Source organism: Dyella sp. SG562, from assembly GCF_011759495.1.
Taxonomy (GTDB): Bacteria; Pseudomonadota; Gammaproteobacteria; order Xanthomonadales; family Rhodanobacteraceae; genus Dyella_D; species Dyella_D marensis.
Genome location: NZ_JAAOYS010000002.1, coordinates 699,168 through 717,125 on the forward strand (window position 1 = coordinate 699,168; position 17,958 = coordinate 717,125).

Here is a 17,958-nt window from a genome sequence, read left to right on the forward strand (position 1 = left end):
CGGCGATGCTAGCGGATCGCCGCGCGAGTTGTCGGGATGCCTTGTGGCACGTGAAGCGCGCGTCAGTGCGACAGCGCGCGCTCGATCGCTTTTTCCGCCAGCGGCGCCATGCGCGCGTAGCCGGCGGGCGTGGGATGCACGCCGTCGCCGGCCAGTTCCGCGTCGAGGCCGCCATCCTGGTTGGCCATGGCGCTGTAGTAGTCCAGATACACGGCGCCGTTGGCCGCGGCGTACTGCTTGATCCACGCATTCAGCGCGCGCACCTTGTCCGCCGGCTGCAGGCCGCGGCGCCACGGGTAGTCGCTGACGGGAAGAATGGAAGCGAGGATCACGCGGATATGGTGGGCGCGCGCCAGCTCCGCCATCGAGCGCAGGTTGTCCTCGATCATCTCCGGCGTGCTCACGCCGCTGTTGCCGGCGATGTCGTTGGTGCCGGCCAGGATCAGCACGGCCGCGGGCTTGAGGTCGATCACGTCCTGGCGGAAGCGCACCAGCATCTGCGGCGTGGTCTGGCCGGCGATGCCGCGGTTCACGTAGGGCTTGCCGGGAAAGAACGCGGTGTCCTGCTGGCGGCCCCAGTTGTCGGTGATGGAGTCGCCGTAGAACACCACGCGCCGCTCGCCGGGCTTGGGCGCTTCGAGGTGCGCATTGGCTTCGCGGTAGCGCGCGAGCTGCGGCCAGTCGGCCAGGCGCTGCTGCAGCGAGGCGATGTCGTCGGGTGCGAGCGAGGATGGCGCGGCGGTGTAGAGCGGGTCGATCGCTTCGGGCCTTGATTGATCGGGCCTTGATTGATCGGGCCTGGGTTGATCGGGCCTGGATTGATCGGGCGCGGCGTGGTCCTGGGCCGAGGCGATGGGTGCGATCAGGACAAGAGCGAGCAGCAGGGTACGGATACGGATGGCTGGCACGGCGTGGTTCCGTTTGGACGTCCGAACGACGGGAGCGTCCCTTGTAGCCGGTTCACCACGCCGATGCGAGCGGCGCGCGCACGCTTTCAGGGGTCGGGGTTCTGCTCGAACTTGCCCAGCACCTGCCACAGGTTGGCCAGCTCGCGCGCCACGTCGGCGCGGTCGCCGTCGCTGATATTGGTGATCAGCACGCGGCCGGTGCCGGTGGTGGGATTGAACGACATCTGCACGGTGACGCCGGCATCGCCGCCGTTATGGCCCAGCTCGCCGCCGGCGGTGCGCTGCCAGAACAGGCCCTGGTCCAGGCCGTCGCCCGCGCGCACGCCCTTGGGCTGCTCGCCCTTCGGCCAGGCGGGGCCGAACATGGTCTTGTACGAGGCTGCCGACAGCAGGCCGGCGCGGCCGCCGTAGCCGCTGATCATCTCGGCCAGGAACTTGCCCACGTCGTTGCACGAGGAGTACAGGCCGCTGGCCGCGTAGGACGGGAAGCTGTACGGCGCCAGCGGCTTCTTGTTCTTGTCGTACAGCGTGGCCTGCGGGCCCTGCGTGTCGGACGGCGTCCAGCCGGTGGCGTTCATGCCGAGCTTCTGGAAGATGCGTTCGCGCGTGACCATGCGGTACGGGCTGCCGGCCTTGTATTCCACCGCCAGCGCGACCAGGGCCGAGCCGAGGTTGCTGTAGCGGTAGGTGCTGCCGGGCGCGGTCCTGGCGAAGTTGGCCTCGTTGTAGCTGGCGCCCATCGGCTCGAGATAGGCCTTGAGCAGGCTGCGCGTGTCGAACGAGGCGGGCGTGCCCTTGCCGTAGCTCTGCGTGTAGAACGGCTCGCGGTCGACGATGCCGGAGCTGTGCGTGGCGAGCTGGCGCAGGGTGATGGCGCTGGAGGCGTAGTGCGGGTTGTGCACGTCGAACGGCAGCTGGCGGCTTACGTCGGTATCCAGCGACAGCGCGCCGATCTGCACCTGCTGCATCAGCGCCACCGCCAGCACCGGCTTGGCGATCGAGGCCACGGGCTGCACGGTGTCCGGCGTATACGGGCGCTTGCTGGCCAGGTCCGCATAGCCGAAGCCCTTGGCGTAGCGCACGCCGGCGCGGTCGACGACGGCCACGCAGTAGCCCGGCAGGGTGGACTTCGCCTGCAGTTCGTCCAGCGCCTTCTGCAGGGTGGACGGCGTGGTGGCGGCGGCCGCGCGCGGCAGCGCCTGCGCGGGCAGGCCGGCGGCCAGGCTCAGCGCGGCGGCGAGCGCGCAGGCGGAGAAGCGGGCCAAGGCATGGCCCGCGCTGCGACCCGGCAGGGTCGGCGGCGTGGTGTCGAGGTGCATGGGTTCCCTGTTCGTCCTGAAGCAATGGGGCTCCTGGGTCAGGCATTTTAGCCGGGGCGGGGACCCGGATGGGGCAATTTTCGTGCGGCGCAGCACGAAAGCCGAGGCAGGCGCCTGGCTGGGTCCGCTCAGAACAGCTTGCGGTAGACCACGAAGCCGGAGTGCTCGGCCACCTGGTCGTACAGCCGCATGGCCGTGGCGTTGGTGTGGTGGGTATGCCAGTACACCCGCGGCGAGCCGGCCTGGCGGGCCTGCGCGTAAACGGCCTCGATCAGCGCCTTGCCCACGCCGCGGCCGCGGGCGGCCTCGGCGGTGAACAGATCCTGCAGATAGCAGTTCAGGCCGATCGCGGTGGTGTTGCGGTGGAACAGGTAATGCGCCAGGCCCAGCAGTGCGCCATCGCTTTCGGCCACCAGGGCATGCACGGGTTCGGCCTCGTCGAAGAAGCGTTCCCAGGTGGTGCGGGTGATTTCCTCCGGCAGCGCGGTGGGGCCGGAGCGGCCGTAGAAGGCGTTGTAGCCGTCCCACAGCGGGGTCCAGGCGGCGAGGTCGCTGCGGCGGATGGGACGGACGATGACGGGGTGGGACACGAAGGATCCTCAGGCGGCCGCTGCGCTCGCCGGTGTCTTCAGGGGCCGGCGCTCTCGCGCGCCACGCGGCGGCGGTGCCGCCACCACAGCACCAGCACCACCGCCAGGACGATGCCGCCCAGCGCCCACAGGCTGCTCTGGCCGCGGCGGATCCACATCACCAGCCACTCGTGGTTGTTGGCGCCGAAATAGCCCAGGTAGACCCAGATCGGCACGCTGATCAGCGCGGCCAGGCCGTCCAGCAGGAAGAAGCGCATGAACGACACGCGGTGGGTGGTGCCGGCGGTGATGTACACCGCGGTGCGCATGCCGGGCAGGAAGCGCGCGATGAACATCAGGCGGTTGCCGTAGCGCTCGAATTTTTCCTGCACCTTGGCGTAGCGCTCCGGCGTGAGCACGCGCGCCACCACGCGCCATTGCAGGATGCGTGCGCCGTAATGATGGCCGAGCAGGAACATGCCCGCGTCGCCCAGCAGCACGCCGACCATCGACACCGCGAACATGATGTGCACGTTGCCGTAGCCCAGGCCCGTGATGACGCCGCCGGCGACCAGGGTGATGTCCTCCGGCAACGGCGCGCCGGCACCGCACAGCAGCAGTGCGATGAAGACGGCGGCGTAGCCGTTCTCGGCGAACAGCGTGACGAGTCGTTCAAGCAGATCCATCGACGTCCTTGCCTGGTCGAGCCCCGGCGGAAAGCGAGGGGCGATGATCCCACAGGCGAGCCATTCCATGGGCGCCGGCCGGCGGGGGCGAAGCGGGGGAGCATAACCGCATGGCGCTTCAGTTGGATGTGGCGGGAGGTGGGGCCACGCGCAAGGCCAGCAGCTCGCGCAGCTCCGCTTTCTCCGCGCCGTCGAGCGTGCCTTCGCGGCTGCGCGCGATGAGGAATTCGCGGCGCTGCTCGGTGGCCTGGTGTTCCATGCGCTGCAGCGCGTCGAAGAACTCCACGCGTTGCAGCTCGGGCTCGCCGACCACGGTGGCGGCCATCAGTTTTTGCAGTGCGGGATACTCCGGGCGCTCGGCGAAGTGCTCCACCAGCACCACCGGGTTGATGCCAGGGCGCGCGCGGCACAGGTCGATCAGTTCGGCGAGCAGCTCGATGCCGGGCTTGTCCAGGCGCAGGAAACCGTACGGCCGCACGACCTCGTCGGCCATGCCCGGCTGGGTCAGCAGCAGCGCGATGGCGCTGCGCACCAGGCTGCGCTGCACCGCCACCGGTCGCTGCGCTGCGCGGCGCGGCGCGGCATCGGCCTGCAGCACGGCGCGGGCGCCGGTGCGGCGTTCCAGGTCCTGCGCCATCAGGTCGCGGAAGGCGCCGTCGGGCAGGCGGGCGATCAGCGGGCGGGCGCGTTCGGCCAGGCGGGCGCGGCCGTCGAGGCTGCCGATGTCCACTTCGTGGGCCAGTTCGCCGAAGAAATATTCCGATAGCGGGGTGGCGTTCTTCAGGCGCTGCTCGAAGCCCTGCTTGCCTTCCTTGCGAATCAACGTATCCGGGTCTTCGCCGTCGGGCAGGAACAGGAAATACGCCTGGCGGCCGTCGCGCAGGCGCGGCAGCGCGGCTTCCAGCGCCTTCCATGCGGCGGCGCGGCCGGCGCGGTCGCCGTCGAAGCAGAACACCACGTCGGGCGCGGCGCGGAACAGCACTTCGGTGTGGTCCGGCGTGGTGGCCGTGCCCAGGGTGGCCACCGCGATCGGCAGGCCGGCCTGGTGCATGGCGATCACGTCCATATAGCCCTCGACCACCACGATGCGCGCCAGGTTGCTGTTGGCCTGCTTTACCTGCCACAGCGCGAACAGCTCGCGGCCCTTGTGGAACAGCGCGGTCTCGGGCGAGTTGAGGTATTTCGGCCCCTGCTCGGACTGCAGCACCCGGCCGCCGAAGGCGATCACGCGGCCGCGGCGGTCGAGGATGGGGAACATCAGGCGTTCGCGGAAACGGTCGTATTTGTTGCCGCGCTCGTTGCTGGCGACCATGCCGGCGTCATTGAGCAGCTGCATGCGCTTGGCATCGGTGCCCAGCGCCTTCAGCACGCCGTCGAAACCGGCCGGCGCCCAGCCGATGCGGAAGCGCGCGATGGTGTCGGCGTCGAGGCCGCGCCTCTTGCAGTAGGCCTGCGCCTCGGGGCTGTGCGGCAGCTGGCCTTCGTACCAGCGGGCGGCGCTGTCGAGCAGGCTGTAGAGGTCGGACTTGTCTTCGCGCGGGGCGTTGTCGCGGCCGCCTTCGAAAGGCACTTTCAGGCCGACCGACTGCGCCAGTTCCTCCACCGCGTCGGGGAATTCCAGGCGGTCGTAGTCCATCAGGAACTTGATCGCGCTGCCATGCGCGCCGCAGCCGAAGCAGTGGAAGAACTGCTTGGCCGGGCTGACGTAGAACGAGGGCGAGCGCTCGTTGTGGAACGGGCAGCAGGCGGTCCATTCGCGCCCGGCCTTCTTCAACGGCACACGCCGCTCGATCACGTCGACGATGTCGACGCGGGAGAGCAGTTCGTCGATGAAGGTGTCGGGGATACGGCCGCGCATAAGCTCTCTAGTGTACGGGTGCGGTCAAGGGGCGGGGCCGGCTTATGCTGGTGGTCCATCGTCGGGGGAGGCGGGCATGGCGGCAAGTGCACAGGTGCGTTTCAGGCCGGCGGCGGCGGGGGATGTGGCGGCGGCGGTGCCGCTGATCCACAGTTCGGGGCCGGGGGCGTTCGAATACGTGTTCGCGGTACCGGGACGCAGCGATGCGCAGGCCTTCCTGCGCCACGCCTTTGTCGACGGCGCCGGCGAATTCGGCTGGCGCAACCACTGCGTGGGGGAGTTGCACGGGCGGGTGGTGGCGGTCGGCGCCGGCTACGGGGCGTCGGCGCAATGGGTGTTCACCTTGGCGGCGGCGCGGCAGATCCTGGGATTCTTCGGCTGGCGGCATGCGGTCGGGGTGATCGCGCGCGGCCTGCGGGTGGAGGCGGTGATCAGGCCGCCGTCGGGGCGGATGCATTACCTGGCCCACCTGGGCGTGGAGCCGGCCCTGCGCGGGCGCGGCATCGGCGTGGCGCTGATCGAGCATCTGGCCGCGCAGGCTGCCGCTTTGGGGCGCATGCCGCTGGCGCTGGATGTGGCGGTAACCAATCCGCGCGCGCAGGCGCTGTACGAGCGCTGCGGCTTTGCGGTGACCGGGGAGCGGCCCTCCGCCCTGGCCGATGCGCGGGGACAGGTGCCCCCGCATCGGCGCATGGAGCGGTGGGGCCAGGTGATGGGGAACTAGGCGATGTGGAAGATGCCGACCACGGCCAGCAGCGCGATCAGGAACAGGATCACGAAGATCGCGAACAGGACCTTGGCGATGGTGCCGGTGATGCCGGAGACCGAGTAGAAACCCAGCCAGCCGGTGACCAGCGAAACGATGGCGAAAATGATGGCCCACTTGAGCATGCGTCTCTCCTTGTCGTAGGCCGCGGCAGCGGCATCCGCGAGGGTGGCCGTGCCGGCGTGAAGGACTTGGCTGGATAATGCGTGGGCGGCGTCATGCCGCGACGCGGCTTTAACGCCGCGTTGGAAACGGTTTAGTTCGGAGATAACGCCATGTTGACGGCGATGATGTTGCGCGCGCAGCGCACGATCGTGCGGCGCTTCGAGGAAGCGGGCGCGACGAGTACGGAATCGGCGCGCGGCGCCGAGGAGCTGAAACTGACCCCGGGCATTGCCTGGTACCAGCTGGTGGAGCGCGGCGTGCTGCGCTGCCCGGGCGAGGGGCGCTATTTCCTGGACCGCGAGCGCTGGGAGCAGGTGAGCAGCCAGCGCCGCCACCACGCATGGGTGATGGTGGTGGCCGTAATCGCGCTGGTGCTGCTGCTGTTCTGGCTGCGTACGGCGGGCGGCCTGGGCCACTAGGGGTCTTAAGTGAGGCAGGCCTTAGGCGAGGCGGGCCTTCACGCGGGCCGAGACCACGGCCATGTCGGCGCGGCCGGCGGACTGCTGCTTCACCGCGGTGACCACCTTGCCCATGTCGCGGGCGGAGCTGGCGCCGGTGCTGGCGATGGCGGCGGTGATCAGCTCGTCGATCTCCGCTTCGCTGAGCTTGGCCGGCAGGTAGGTCTCGATCACGGCGACTTCGGCGCGCTCGGCGTCGGCCAGGTCCTGGCGCTGGGCGGCGTCGAACTGGGTGATCGAATCGCGGCGCTGCTTGAGCATCTTTTCCAGCACGGCCAGGGTCTGCACGTCGTCCAGCTCGATGCGCTCGTCCACTTCGCGCTGCTTGATCGAGGCCAGGATCAGGCGGATCACGGCGAGGCGGGCCTTGTCGCCGCCGCGCATGGCGTTCTTCATGTCTTCTTGGAGCTGTTGCCTGAGGGACATGTCACTCTCCGGGGAGGGGCTGTTGGCGTGAAGGAAACGCATAAAGCCGGCGTTGCCTGAGGCAACGCCGGCCGATGCTGGAGCGATAAGGCAGCGGCTGCGGATGCTCGCGCCGGCTGCCGTGGCATGAAAGGTGGCAGGCGGCGCCGCTGGCGCCAGGCCTCGACCTTTGCGTCCGCCGAAGGGCGGACGGCAGCCTCAGTACAGGCGCGTGCGACGCGAGGTGTCGCGCGAGAGGCGGCGCAGGTGACGCTTCACCGCGGCGGCGCGCTTGCGCTTACGCTCCTGGGTCGGCTTTTCGTAGAACTCGCGCTTGCGGGTCTCGGCCAGGACGCCGGCCTTTTCACAAGTACGCTTGAAGCGACGCAGGGCAAGCTCGAACGGCTCGTTCTCGCGGACTTTTACGCTGGGCATGGAAACTCCGAGTGGTAAACTTGCCCGTCTGATCGGGCGAGCCGCGAAGTATAGCGTGGACACGAAGCAATTTTCAAAGCCCGTGCTGGGCATCGAGACGTCCTGCGACGAGACCGGGGTGGCCCTGCTGCGCTGGGAGCCCGCCGCGCCGGGCCGCGGCCTGCTGTCCCATGCCCTGTACAGCCAGATCAAGCTGCATGCCGACTACGGCGGCGTGGTGCCGGAACTGGCCAGCCGCGACCACGTGCGCAAGCTGCTGCCGCTGGTGCGCGAGGCCCTGGCCGAGGCCGGCCTGACCCCGCAGGACGTGGGCGGGGTGGCCTATACCGCCGGCCCCGGCCTGGTCGGGGCCCTGCTGGTGGGCGCCTCCGCCGCCCGGGCCATGGCCTGGGCGCTGGGCGTGCCGGCCATCGGCGTGCACCACATGGAAGGCCACCTGCTGGCCCCGCTGCTGGAGGAGGACCCGCCGGAGCCGCCGTTCGTGGCCCTGCTGGTCTCGGGCGGGCATTCCATGCTGGTGGAAGTGCAGGGCATCGGCCGCTACAAGATCCTGGGCGACACCCTGGACGACGCCGCCGGCGAAGCCTTCGACAAGACCGCCAAGCTGATGGGCCTGCCGTATCCCGGCGGCCCGGCGCTGGCCGCGCTGGCCCAGCAGGGGCGGGCGGGCGTGTTCCGCTTCTCGCGGCCGATGACCGACCGGCCCGGGCTGGATTTCAGCTTTTCGGGCCTGAAGACCCAGGTGCTGCTGGCGTGGCAGCAGTCGGACCAGTCCGAGCAGACCCGCGCCGACATCGCCCGCGCCTTCGAGGAAGCCATCATCGACACCCTGGCGATCAAGTGCCGCCGCGCCCTGCAGGCCGCCGGCGCCCAGCGGCTGGTAATCGCCGGCGGCGTGGGCGCCAACAAGCGCCTGCGCGCGGAGCTGGCCGAGGCCGGCGCCAAGGAAGGTTTCCGCGTGTATTTCCCGCGCCTGGCCTTCTGTACCGACAACGGCGCGATGATCGCCCTGGCCGGCGCGATCCGCCTCGCCGCCGGCCAGCAGCAGGACGAAAGCGTGCAGGTCTTCCCGCGCTGGGACCTGGAAACCCTGCCGGCGGTTTAGGCGCGCGTGACGCGCGCCAGGGAATAGGGAATCGCCAATAGGGAATAGGAAAAGCGGCGCGCGACGAGACGAAGCGCTACGCTTTTCCTATTCCCTACTCTCTATTCCCTGTTCCCGCCCAAAGAGCCATGGACATCGTTTTCATCGAAGACCTGCGCATCGACACCGTCATCGGCATCTACGACTGGGAGCGCCGCGTGCGGCAGACGCTGTCGTTCGACCTGGAAATGGCCTTCGACAACACCCGGCCCGCGGCCAGCGACGACATCGCCGACACGCTCAACTACAAGGACGTGTCCAAGCGCCTGATCGAATACGTGGAAACCTCCAGCTTCGGCCTGGTCGAGACGCTGGCCGAGCGCTGCGCGGCGATCGTGCGCGAGGAATTCGGCGTGGCCTGGGTGCGGCTGAAGCTGTCCAAGCCCGGCGCGGTGCGCGGCGCCCGTTCGGTGGGCGTGCGCATCGAGCGCGGCGTGCGTCCGGGCTGAGCGGCGGCATGGCACGCGTTTACCTGAGCCTGGGTTCCAACCAGCAGCCGCGGCAGTATCTGCGCGCCGCGCTGGACGAACTGCGCGCGCGCTTCGGCGCCATCGAGGTATCGCCGGCCTACCGCAGCAAGGCGGTGGGCTTCGACGGGCCGGACTTCGTCAACCTGGCGGTGGGCCTGGATACCGAGCTGGCGCCGGAAGCGCTCAACGACTGGCTGCATGCGCTGGAAGACCGCCACGGGCGCCGCCGCGACGTGCCGCGTTATTCCGATCGCACGCTGGACGTGGACATCGTGCTGTACGGCGACCTGGTGCGGCGGGGCGAAGGGCACCTGGACATTCCGCGCAAGGAACTCAAGCACGCCTTCGTGCTGCGGCCGATCGCCGACATCGCGCCAGGCTTGCGCCACCCTGTCGACGGGCGAAGCATGGCCGAGCTGTGGGCGGCTTTTCCCGCGGCGAGCGAGCCGCTGACGGTCGAGCCGCTGTAAGGACGCACTGTCGCGTTTCCGGCGCAGATGCTAGAAATCGCGGCGCAACTTTCACCAAGGGACGAGGTAGGGGATATGGCAGGCAAGTTTGCGCGCAGTTGGAATCTGATGAAGGCGAGCGCGGCGGTGCTGCGTTCGGACAAGGCATTGATGATGTTCCCGCTGCTGTCGGGACTGTGCTGCCTGCTGGTGGCGGCAAGCTTCATCATCCCCATTGCCATTGCGGCGGCGGGCATGGAGCACGTGAGCCGCGACAAGCTGCCGCTCGGCTGGTACGTGGCGACGTTCGCGTTCTACCTGGTGCAGTACTTCGTGATCATCTTCTTCAATACCGCGCTCGCCGGCGCGGCGCTGCAGCGCCTGCGCGGCGAAGAGACCAGCCTGGCGGCCGGTTTCGCCATCGCCAAGTCGCGCGTCGGCGCGATCTTCGGCTATGCGCTGATCGCCGCCACGGTGGGCCTGTTCCTGCGCGCGCTGCAGGAGCGGCTGGGTTTCGTCGGCCGCATCGTGGCCGGCCTGCTCGGCCTGGCCTGGACGGTGGCCACCTTCCTGGTGGTGCCGGTGCTGGCCAGCGAGGAGATCGGCCCGATGGAAGCGGTGAAGCGCAGCGTGGAACTGCTCAAGCGCACCTGGGGCGAGAACCTGATCGGCAACGCCGGGATCGGCGTGGTGTTCGGGTTGCTGAGCTTCGTGTTGATCGTGGTCATGGGCGCCCTGGTGGTCGGTGCGCTGACGACGGAGTCGCTGCCGCTGATCGTGGCGGCCATCGCGGTGGCGGTGGTGAGCCTGATCGTGCTGGCGCTGGTGCAGGCTTCGCTGCAGGGCATCTATTCGGCGGCGCTGTACCAGTACGCCGAAGAGGGCAAGGTCGGAGGCGGTTTCGACCAGGCGCTGCTGGAGCAGGCGTTTCGCACCAAGAGCTGATGCGCGCGCCGGTGCGTATCCGGAAGGGCGGCAGCGATGCCGCCCTTTTTCATGGCATCAGATCGACAGCGAGCGGCCGCCGTCGATGCGGATGATCTGGCCGGTGACGAAGGGCGCGTCGCGCAGCAGCCACAGCACGGCGCCGGCCACGTCCTGCGGCGAACCGGCGCGCCGTAGCGGCGTGCGCGCGAGCATGGCCTGCTGGTCGTCGTAGGGCTTGCCGTCGCTGGGCCACATCACCGCGCCGGGGGCGATGCCGTTGACGCGGATGTCGGGGGCCAGATCCAGCGCCAGCGAGCGCGTCATCGCGGTGAGCGCGGCTTTGGCCATGCAATAGATGGGGTGGTTGGCGAGCGGGCGTTCGGCGTAGACGTCGACCAGGTTGACAATGGCGCCATGCGTTTCGCGTAGCGCCGGGGTGGCGGCCTGGGCGAGGAAGAACGGAGCCTGCGCGTTGGAGGCGAACAGTTCGTTCCATTGCGCGGTGGTGGCGCTGCCGACCGGGGTGGGAAAGAAGGCGGAGGCGTTGTTGACCAGGGCGTCGAGGCGGCCGTAGTGCTGCAGCGCCTGTTCGATCATCGCGGGCAGGCCGTCGAGGTCCGCCAGTTCGCCCTGGATGGCCAGCGTGCTGCCCGCGCGCTGGTGTTCCAGTTCGGCCGCAAGCGCGACGGCTTCGTTGACCGAGCTGCGGAAATGCAGGACGAGGTCGTAGCCCGCCGCATGCAGCGTGCGCGCAATCTGCGCGCCGACGCGCTTGACGCCGCCGGTGATCAAGGCGACGGGGCGTTCCTGACGTGGCGGCATGCGCGGCTCCTGCGGGCGAAACAGCCGGCAGCTTGCCGGAAAGCGTGCGGGAGGTCATCCCGCGCCGCGACGTTTTCTATTTCGGCGGATGGTGCTTGTCGCTGCGCGAGCGCGTCACGCGCGCCATCACGCGCGCGGCGCCGGTCGCGGTTTTCTCCACCACCGCATTGCGGGCGCGGCGCACGGCGCCGGGTTGGCGTTCGGCGGCAGCGGCGAGGCGCGCGTCTTCGCCGCCGCCTTCGAAGTCGAAATCTCCGCCGAACATCGAGATGGCGGTGCTCGCTACTTGTCCCGTGTCGTAATACGCGTAAGCGCCGACGCCGAGCGCACCCACCACCGGCAGCCAGCGCGACAGGCCCTTGCCTACCGTGCGCTGGGTGATCTTCACGCCGACGCGCTTGGCCACGCGCTCGGCCACCGCATACGACATGCGGCGGAACAGCAGGCGGTCGCCCATGCGCACCACCAGGTCGCGGAACGCCTGCGCGGCGGTGTGGCGGAACAGGCACCACAGCATCTGCTCGCGGCCCAGTTCCGCGTGGCGGCCGTAGGCGGCGGCGATATCGCTGACCATCTGCGCCTGGATCTTCCAGATCGCGATCAGTTCCGGCAGCACGGTAAGCCAGCCCAGCGGCCCCGGCGGCAGCGCCAGCGAGCCGGCGGTGAGCGCGGCGCGCTGCGCGGCACGGTTGGCGATGCGGCGCGCCTCGGTCTCCGGCTCGCCGCTGGGGCCGACCTTGCTGCCCGGGATGTCGCTGACGAAGTCGAGGATCGCGCGGGTCACGCGGCTGTGGTCTTCCGCGGTGATCACGGCGGGGAGTTGCTTGCGGTCGTCGCTCATGCGGGCCTCGGGGACTGGGGTGCCTGGTCGCGGGTGGAGTCTAGGCGTTGTCGATGAAGCCGTTGCGAACGCTGCGCCGTTATTGGCCGGTGCGGCCGCAACCGATTGTTCCCGCAAGATATTGCGCTCGAAAGCATGACTTTCGGGGCAGGTAAATGAAAGGTAGGACTGGCAACGTTATAACGTATCGAAACGCAGCCGCCCTCCACCTACTCCCCGAGTGACCCGATGAAGCACACCCTGCTCGCCCTCAGCCTTGCCGCCGCCTTGTTCGCCGCCGCCGCCCAGGCCGCCGACACCGATACCACCGGCACGGATACCAACAGCGGCGCACGCAACAAGCCGCCGGCCAAGGTGCAGCAGCTGGGGGCGATCGACGTGAGCGCCGCGCTGGATATCTCGCGCAACGCGCTGTCGCCGGATACCGGCAGCAGCCAGTACGTGATCGACCAGAAGGCCATCGCGCAGCTGCCGCTGGGCGACAGCACGCCGGTGAACCAGGTGCTGCTGCAGGCGCCTGGCGTGGTGCAGGACTCCTACGGCGGCCTGCACGTGCGCGGCGACCACGCCAACCTGCAATACCGCATCGACGGCGTGATCATTCCCGAATCGATCTCCGGCTTCGGCCAGACCCTCGACACCCGCACCATCAAGAACGTGAAGCTGCTCGACGGCGCGCTGCCCGCGCAGTACGGCCTGCGCACCGCCGCGGTGGTCGACATCAGCACCAAGAGCGGCCACGACCTGGGCAATGGCGGCAGCGTCGGCATCACCGGCGGCTCGTTCGGCACGCTCAATCCGAATGCCTCGTTGTGGGGCAGCACCGACCGCTGGAGCTACTTCCTCACCGCCAACTATCTGGAAAGCGACGTCGGCATCGAAAACCCCACGCCGAGCCGCAAGCCGATCCACGACCACACCAACCAGGTGAAGGCGTTCGGCGACATCTCGTACCTGATCGACAACCAGACCCGCCTGAGCTTCCTGTTCGGCATGGCCAACAGCCGCTTCCAGATCCCGAACAACCCGGGCCAGACGCCGACCTTCGGCTATCTGGACGTCACCGATTTCGATTCGGCCAAGCTCAACGAACAGCAGCGCGAAAACACCCGCTTCGGCGTACTCGCCCTGCAGGGCAAGCTCGGCGCCACCGACTACCAGGTGTCGATCGGCCAGCGCTATTCCAGCCTGACGTTCACGCCGGACATGATCGGCGACCTGATGTTCAACGGCGTGGCTTCCGGCATCAACCGCAGCAACCGCGCCAGCACTCTGCAGGCGGATTTCGCCACCCCGCTGGGCGATGCCCACACGCTGCGCTACGGCGTGTACGGCAGCTTCGAGCGCGCGCCCAGCAGCACCAGCGCCTGGGTGTTCCCGGTCGATGCCGACGGCAACCAGTCGAGCACTACGCCGATCAATATCCTCGACGGCAACCGCCTCACCGCCAAGACCTGGTCCGGCTACGTGCAGGACGAATGGAGCATCGGCGAAAAGCTCACCGTGAACTACGGCCTGCGCGGCGACGTGTACAAGGCCTTCCGCACCGAAAGCCAGCTGAGCCCGCGCCTGGGCGCGGTCTACCAGGCCAGCGACGACACCACCCTGCACGCCGGTTACTCGCGCTACTTCACGCCGCCGGCGACCGAGGCGATCACCACCACCAATATCCAGAAGTTCGACGGCACCACCAATGCGCTGCCGGACAACGGCAGCAACACGCCGCTGGCCGAGCGCAGCGATTATTTCGACGCCGGCATCCAGCAGCGCATCGGTTCCTCGCTGACCCTGGGCCTGGATGCGTACTACCGCAAGGTGCGCCGCCTGCAGGACGAAGGCCAGTTCGGCGCCGCGCTGGTGTACTCCACCTTCAACTACGCCAAGGGCCGCATCCGCGGCGTGGAATTCACCGCGGACTACGACAACGGCCCGTGGTCGGCCTACTTCAACGTCGCGCTGTCGCAGGCGATGGGCGAGCGGGTGATCACCAGCCAGTACAACTTCGCGCCGGACGATCTAGCCTACGTGGCCGACCATTACATCCACCTGGACCACGACCAGAAGATCGCCTCCTCCGGCGGCGTGAGCTACGCCATCGATCCGGCCACCCGCATCGGCGCCAACTACCTGTTCGGCAGCGGCCTGCGCCGCGACGGCACGGTGCCGAACGGCGCCTCGATGCCGGCCTACTTCCAGCTCAACCTCAGCCTGTCGCATGACTTCGAGTTCCAGAGCACCGGCAAGCTGCACACCCAGCTGGCCGTGATCAACGCGCTGGACCGCACCTACCAGCTGCGCGACGGCACCGGCATCGGCGTGGGCGCGCCGCAGTTCGGTCCGCGCCGCGGGCTGTACGCCACGGTGCAGAAGGACTTCTAAGCGGCTCGATGCACGAACGCCGCGCCCGCAAGGGCGCGGCGAGCGCTATCCTTGCGCGATGAATCCCAGCTTTTCCCGCCTTCCCGAACCCGGCGCCGACGAGCGCGCCCACTCCGACCATCTGCTGGCGCGCCTGCGCGAACACATTGCCGCGCACGGCCCCATGCCTTTCGCCGAATACATGGGCCGCTGCCTGTACGAGCCGGGCCTGGGCTACTACAGCGCCGGCGCCACCAAGTTCGGCGCGGCCGGCGACTTCATCACCGCGCCGGAACTGGGCGACCTGTTCGCGCGTTGCGTGGCGAAAGTCATCGGCCCGGTGCTGGAACTGCTTGGCGACGAAGCCGACGTGCTTGAACTCGGCGGCGGCAGCGGTGCTTTCGCCGAATCCGCGCTGCTGGCCTTCCACGCCAACGCGCAGCTGCCGCGCCGCTATCTGATCCTTGAACCCAGCGCCGACCTGCGCGAACGCCAGCGCGAGCGCCTGGCCGCGGCGTTGCCGCCGGCACTGTTCGCGCGCGTGCAATGGCTGGACCGCCCGCCGGAAGAATCATGGCGCGGTGCGCTGTTCGCCAACGAAGTGATCGACGCCCTGCCCACCACGCGCTTCACCTTGCGCGCGGGCGAGGTCTACGAGGAATACGTCGCGCTCGACGGCGAAGGCCGGCTGATGCGCGTCGATCGTCCCGCCGACGCGCTGGTCTCCGGCGCCGTGCGCCATCTGGAGCGCGATACCGAAAGCAGCTTCGCCGACGGCTACCGCTCCGAAGTGCTGCCGCAGCTGCCGTACTGGATGCAGGCCATCGCCGGCTCGCTCACTGCCGGCGTCATGTTGTTTATCGACTACGGCTACGTGCGCCGCGAGTACTACCAGCCCGGCCGCAGCGACGGCACATTGATGGCGCACTACCGCCACCACGCGCACGCCGATCCGCTGTTCCTGCCCGGCCTCAACGACCTCACCGCCTCGGTGGATTTCACCGCGCTGGCCGAAGCCGGCAACCAGGCCGGTTTCGGCGTGGCGGCGTACCTGCCGCAGGCGCAGTTCCTGATCGCCGCCGGCCTGCAGCAGGCCTTCGAAGACGCCTATGCCGAGGCGCCGGACGAAGCGGCGCGCTACCGCCTGGCCCAGCAGGTGAAGAAGCTCACCTTGCCGGACCAGATGGGCGAACGCTTCCAGGCGATGGTGCTGGCGCGCGGCATGGACGTGGTGCCGCTGCCGGCCCAGATGCTCGAAGCCGATCAGGGCGACCGGCTGTAAGGGAGCGCCGTCGCCGCTGCCGGCGACGGCAGTACGTCAATGCAGGACGGGCGCCGCGCCCGCCGATCCCTGCTGCGCCTGCAGCGGCTTCACCGGCGTGTTGTCGTCGGGCCGCTTGCCCAGTTGGCGCGCCTTGTACAGCTCCGCCGCCACCTGGTAGTACGCCGTTGCCTCGTCCACCTTGGTGCGGTCCACCGGCTGCACGGGCACGCCGTCGCCGGTGTCGTAGTCCGGGCGAAGCTGTTCGAGCTTGCGCTGCGGCTCCAGCACGGTCAGCACGTCGTCGCGCAGATAGCCCAGCTTCTCGTAGGTGGCGGGGAAGGCACGCTCGCGGCCGGGTTCCAGCTGGAACAGGTCGTAGCCGAAGAAGCGGCTGCGGTAGCTGAAATTCAGCATGCCCAGCACCGTGGGCATGATGTCGATCTGCGCCATCAGCCGGTGCACGCGCTGCGGCGGGATGTGCTTGGGCGCATAGATCCACAGCGGGATGTGATAGCGGTTGATCGGCACGCTGGTGCGGCCCGCGCTGGAGGCGCAGTGGTCCGCGGTGATCACGAAGATGGTGTCGTCGAAATACGGCTTGCTGGCGGCGCGCTTGAGGAAGTCGGCGATCGACCAGTCGGTGTAGGCCACCGCCGCCTCGCGCGTGCCGTTCTTTTCCTTCACGCGGCCGGCGGGCACGGTGAAGGGACGGTGGTTCGAGGTGGTCATGATGTGCAGGAAGAACGGCTTGCCTTCGGCGTGAATGCTGTCCATCTGGCGCATCGCCAGGGTGTACAGGTCTTCGTCCGCCACGCCCCACACGTTCTCGTGGTGGATCGGGTCGTCCTTGTTGATGTCGTTGCGGTCGACCGCCCGATACCCGTTGTGGTTGAAGAAGTAATTCATGTTGTCGAAGTAGCCGTAGCCGCCGTAGACGAAGTCCGACTGGTAGCCGCGCGCGTTGAACACGTTGGCCACCGAGAACAGGTCCTCGTTGTTGTGCGCCTTGATCAGCGAATCGCCCGGCGTCGGCGGAATGGCCAGCGACAGCGCCTCCAGGCCGCGCACGGTGCGCGTGCCGTTGGCGTAGAGGTTGTCGAAGAACAGGCTCTGGTCGACCAGCTTGTCGAGGTTCGGCGTGATGCCGCGGTCGTCGCCGAAGGTCTGCATGAAGTCGGCCGAGAAGCTCTCGATGCTGATCAGCACCACGTTCAGGCGCTTCTCGGGCCCTTCGTGGCGGATCTCGCGGGTGAGATCGCGCGGGTCGTTGCTGACAAACGTGGCCTCGGGCGTCTTCAGCATGGTGCGCACGTCGCGGAAGGCGCGCTCGTCCGGCAGGGTGGTGTAGAAGCGCGAGTATTCCAGGTGGCTGCTGCGGAAGGCGGCGAAGAACTCGTAGATGCCGTTGCCGGAGAGTTCGTTGACGAAGTTGTTGTCGGTGCGGTCCTTCAAGGTGCCCTTGAAGGCGACCACGGTCACCACGGTCAGCACCAGCCATACCAGCGCTACCTTGGCGCGCTGCCAGAAGCGCGTGCCGGCGTCGCGCGTGCGCAGCCCGCGGCGGCTCACCAGCAGGGCGATCAGCACGGTCAGCGCCAGCAGGCCCAGCCAGCGGCCCAGCGGATACGACTCGCGGATATTGCCGATCACCTCGGTGGTGTAGACCAGGTAATCCACCGCGATGAAGTTGAAGCGCGTGCCGAACTCGTTCCAGAACACCAGTTCCGACGCGCCCACGAACATCAGCCAGTACAGCATCAGCGCCGCCAGCAGATACAGCGCCCACTGGCCCGTGCGCGACACGTAGGCGCGCCGCGGCATCAGCCACAGGAACAGCACCATCGGCCACGCGATGTAGATGTAGGTGATCAGGTCGTACAGCAGGCCCACGCCGAAGGCGTAAGCCCAGTACAGCGGGCTGTGCGGCACGCCCTTGCCCGACATCACGAGCAGGGCCACGCGGGTGATCGCGCCGATCGCCACATAGGCGAAGGCCAGCCACCACAGGGGGCGGAAACGCTGGCGCAGGGGCGAAGCGGAGGAATCGGCGGCTGACAAGGGGCGGCTCCGGAAATCGTGTGGGGGCCCGTCGTTGCAGGACGGCAACAGGCATC

Annotated in this window: 19 protein-coding genes; 8 read left to right on the top strand and 11 right to left on the bottom strand. The window is 68.5% G+C overall.

The window, feature by feature from the left end:
- Positions 1 to 62: 62 nt before the first annotated feature.
- The 5 genes from FHW84_RS06565 to dnaG all read right to left on the bottom strand — a co-directional run bounded on the left by FHW84_RS06565 (position 63) and on the right by dnaG (position 5,340).
- Positions 63 to 758: an SGNH/GDSL hydrolase family protein gene (locus FHW84_RS06565; protein ID WP_343203573.1), complete on the bottom strand. Its 696-nt coding sequence runs from the start codon at positions 756 to 758 to the stop codon at positions 63 to 65.
- A gap of 236 nt (positions 759 to 994) precedes the next feature.
- Positions 995 to 2,227, bottom strand: a complete 1,233-nt coding sequence (locus FHW84_RS06570; RefSeq protein ID WP_167253590.1) for a serine hydrolase domain-containing protein — start codon at positions 2,225 to 2,227, stop codon at positions 995 to 997.
- A gap of 128 nt (positions 2,228 to 2,355) precedes the next feature.
- Positions 2,356 to 2,817, bottom strand: a complete 462-nt coding sequence (locus tag FHW84_RS06575) for a GNAT family N-acetyltransferase (RefSeq protein ID WP_167253592.1) — start codon at positions 2,815 to 2,817, stop codon at positions 2,356 to 2,358.
- Positions 2,818 to 2,855: 38 nt separating this feature from the next.
- Positions 2,856 to 3,482 (bottom strand): DedA family protein, encoded by a 627-nt coding sequence (locus FHW84_RS06580; RefSeq protein ID WP_167253594.1) that lies wholly within the window; start codon positions 3,480 to 3,482, stop codon positions 2,856 to 2,858.
- Positions 3,483 to 3,600: 118 nt separating this feature from the next.
- Entirely contained in the window at positions 3,601 to 5,340 is a 1,740-nt protein-coding gene (dnaG, locus tag FHW84_RS06585; protein ID WP_167253596.1) for a DNA primase, read from the bottom strand.
- 76 nt (positions 5,341 to 5,416) lie between these two features.
- Here dnaG and FHW84_RS06590 point away from each other — a divergent pair, with 76 nt between their 5' ends.
- Complete coding sequence (locus tag FHW84_RS06590; protein ID WP_167253598.1) at positions 5,417 to 6,064, top strand: N-acetyltransferase; 648 nt, start codon at positions 5,417 to 5,419, stop codon at positions 6,062 to 6,064.
- Here FHW84_RS06590 and FHW84_RS06595 read toward each other — a convergent pair.
- On the bottom strand, positions 6,061 to 6,231 hold the full coding sequence (locus FHW84_RS06595; protein WP_167253600.1) for a DUF1328 domain-containing protein: 171 nt from the start codon (positions 6,229 to 6,231) through the stop codon (positions 6,061 to 6,063). The genes FHW84_RS06590 and FHW84_RS06595 overlap by 4 nt on opposite strands.
- Positions 6,232 to 6,381: 150 nt before the next feature.
- On the opposite strand from FHW84_RS06595, the gene FHW84_RS06600 reads away from it, so the two are divergent.
- Positions 6,382 to 6,690: a hypothetical protein gene (locus FHW84_RS06600; protein ID WP_167253602.1), complete on the top strand. Its 309-nt coding sequence runs from the start codon at positions 6,382 to 6,384 to the stop codon at positions 6,688 to 6,690.
- A gap of 21 nt (positions 6,691 to 6,711) precedes the next feature.
- On the opposite strand, the gene FHW84_RS06605 is transcribed toward FHW84_RS06600, so the two are convergent.
- Both FHW84_RS06605 and rpsU read right to left on the bottom strand, forming a co-directional pair.
- Positions 6,712 to 7,155 (bottom strand): GatB/YqeY domain-containing protein, encoded by a 444-nt coding sequence (locus tag FHW84_RS06605; protein ID WP_167253604.1) that lies wholly within the window; start codon positions 7,153 to 7,155, stop codon positions 6,712 to 6,714.
- 198 nt (positions 7,156 to 7,353) lie between these two features.
- Complete coding sequence (gene rpsU / locus FHW84_RS06610) at positions 7,354 to 7,569, bottom strand: 30S ribosomal protein S21 (protein WP_014404075.1); 216 nt, start codon at positions 7,567 to 7,569, stop codon at positions 7,354 to 7,356.
- 55 nt (positions 7,570 to 7,624) lie between these two features.
- Between rpsU and tsaD the strand changes: the two genes are divergently transcribed.
- From tsaD to FHW84_RS06630, 4 genes are all read left to right on the top strand, one after another.
- Positions 7,625 to 8,674, top strand: a complete 1,050-nt coding sequence (gene tsaD, locus FHW84_RS06615; protein ID WP_343203567.1) for a tRNA (adenosine(37)-N6)-threonylcarbamoyltransferase complex transferase subunit TsaD — start codon at positions 7,625 to 7,627, stop codon at positions 8,672 to 8,674.
- Positions 8,675 to 8,802: 128 nt separating this feature from the next.
- Positions 8,803 to 9,162, top strand: coding sequence for a dihydroneopterin aldolase (gene folB / locus FHW84_RS06620; protein WP_167253606.1), 360 nt, complete (start codon positions 8,803 to 8,805; stop codon positions 9,160 to 9,162).
- An 8-nt stretch (positions 9,163 to 9,170) separates the two neighbouring features.
- On the top strand, positions 9,171 to 9,653 hold the full coding sequence (folK, locus tag FHW84_RS06625) for a 2-amino-4-hydroxy-6-hydroxymethyldihydropteridine diphosphokinase (protein ID WP_167253608.1): 483 nt from the start codon (positions 9,171 to 9,173) through the stop codon (positions 9,651 to 9,653).
- Positions 9,654 to 9,728: 75 nt separating this feature from the next.
- Entirely contained in the window at positions 9,729 to 10,577 is an 849-nt protein-coding gene (locus tag FHW84_RS06630) for a DUF6159 family protein (RefSeq protein WP_167253610.1), read from the top strand.
- Positions 10,578 to 10,634: 57 nt separating this feature from the next.
- Here FHW84_RS06630 and FHW84_RS06635 read toward each other — a convergent pair whose 3' ends face one another.
- The gene (locus FHW84_RS06635) at positions 10,635 to 11,381 is read right to left on the bottom strand and encodes a pteridine reductase (RefSeq protein ID WP_167253612.1); all 747 of its coding nucleotides are present in this window, start codon (positions 11,379 to 11,381) and stop codon (positions 10,635 to 10,637) included.
- A gap of 76 nt (positions 11,382 to 11,457) precedes the next feature.
- Positions 11,458 to 12,222 carry an EcsC family protein gene (locus tag FHW84_RS06640; protein ID WP_243867905.1) on the bottom strand — a complete coding sequence of 255 codons (765 nt, stop codon included), beginning with the start codon at positions 12,220 to 12,222 and terminating at the stop codon, positions 11,458 to 11,460.
- Positions 12,223 to 12,450: 228 nt separating this feature from the next.
- Between FHW84_RS06640 and FHW84_RS06645 the strand changes: the two genes are divergently transcribed.
- Both FHW84_RS06645 and FHW84_RS06650 read left to right on the top strand, forming a co-directional pair.
- A complete protein-coding gene (locus tag FHW84_RS06645; RefSeq protein WP_167253614.1) occupies positions 12,451 to 14,601 on the top strand; it encodes a TonB-dependent receptor in 2,151 nt (716 codons plus the stop codon).
- A gap of 58 nt (positions 14,602 to 14,659) precedes the next feature.
- Entirely contained in the window at positions 14,660 to 15,862 is a 1,203-nt protein-coding gene (locus tag FHW84_RS06650; protein WP_167253616.1) for an SAM-dependent methyltransferase, read from the top strand.
- Positions 15,863 to 15,898: 36 nt separating this feature from the next.
- Here FHW84_RS06650 and FHW84_RS06655 read toward each other — a convergent pair whose 3' ends face one another.
- Complete coding sequence (locus tag FHW84_RS06655; RefSeq protein WP_243867907.1) at positions 15,899 to 17,902, bottom strand: LTA synthase family protein; 2,004 nt, start codon at positions 17,900 to 17,902, stop codon at positions 15,899 to 15,901.
- Positions 17,903 to 17,958 lie beyond the last annotated feature (56 nt).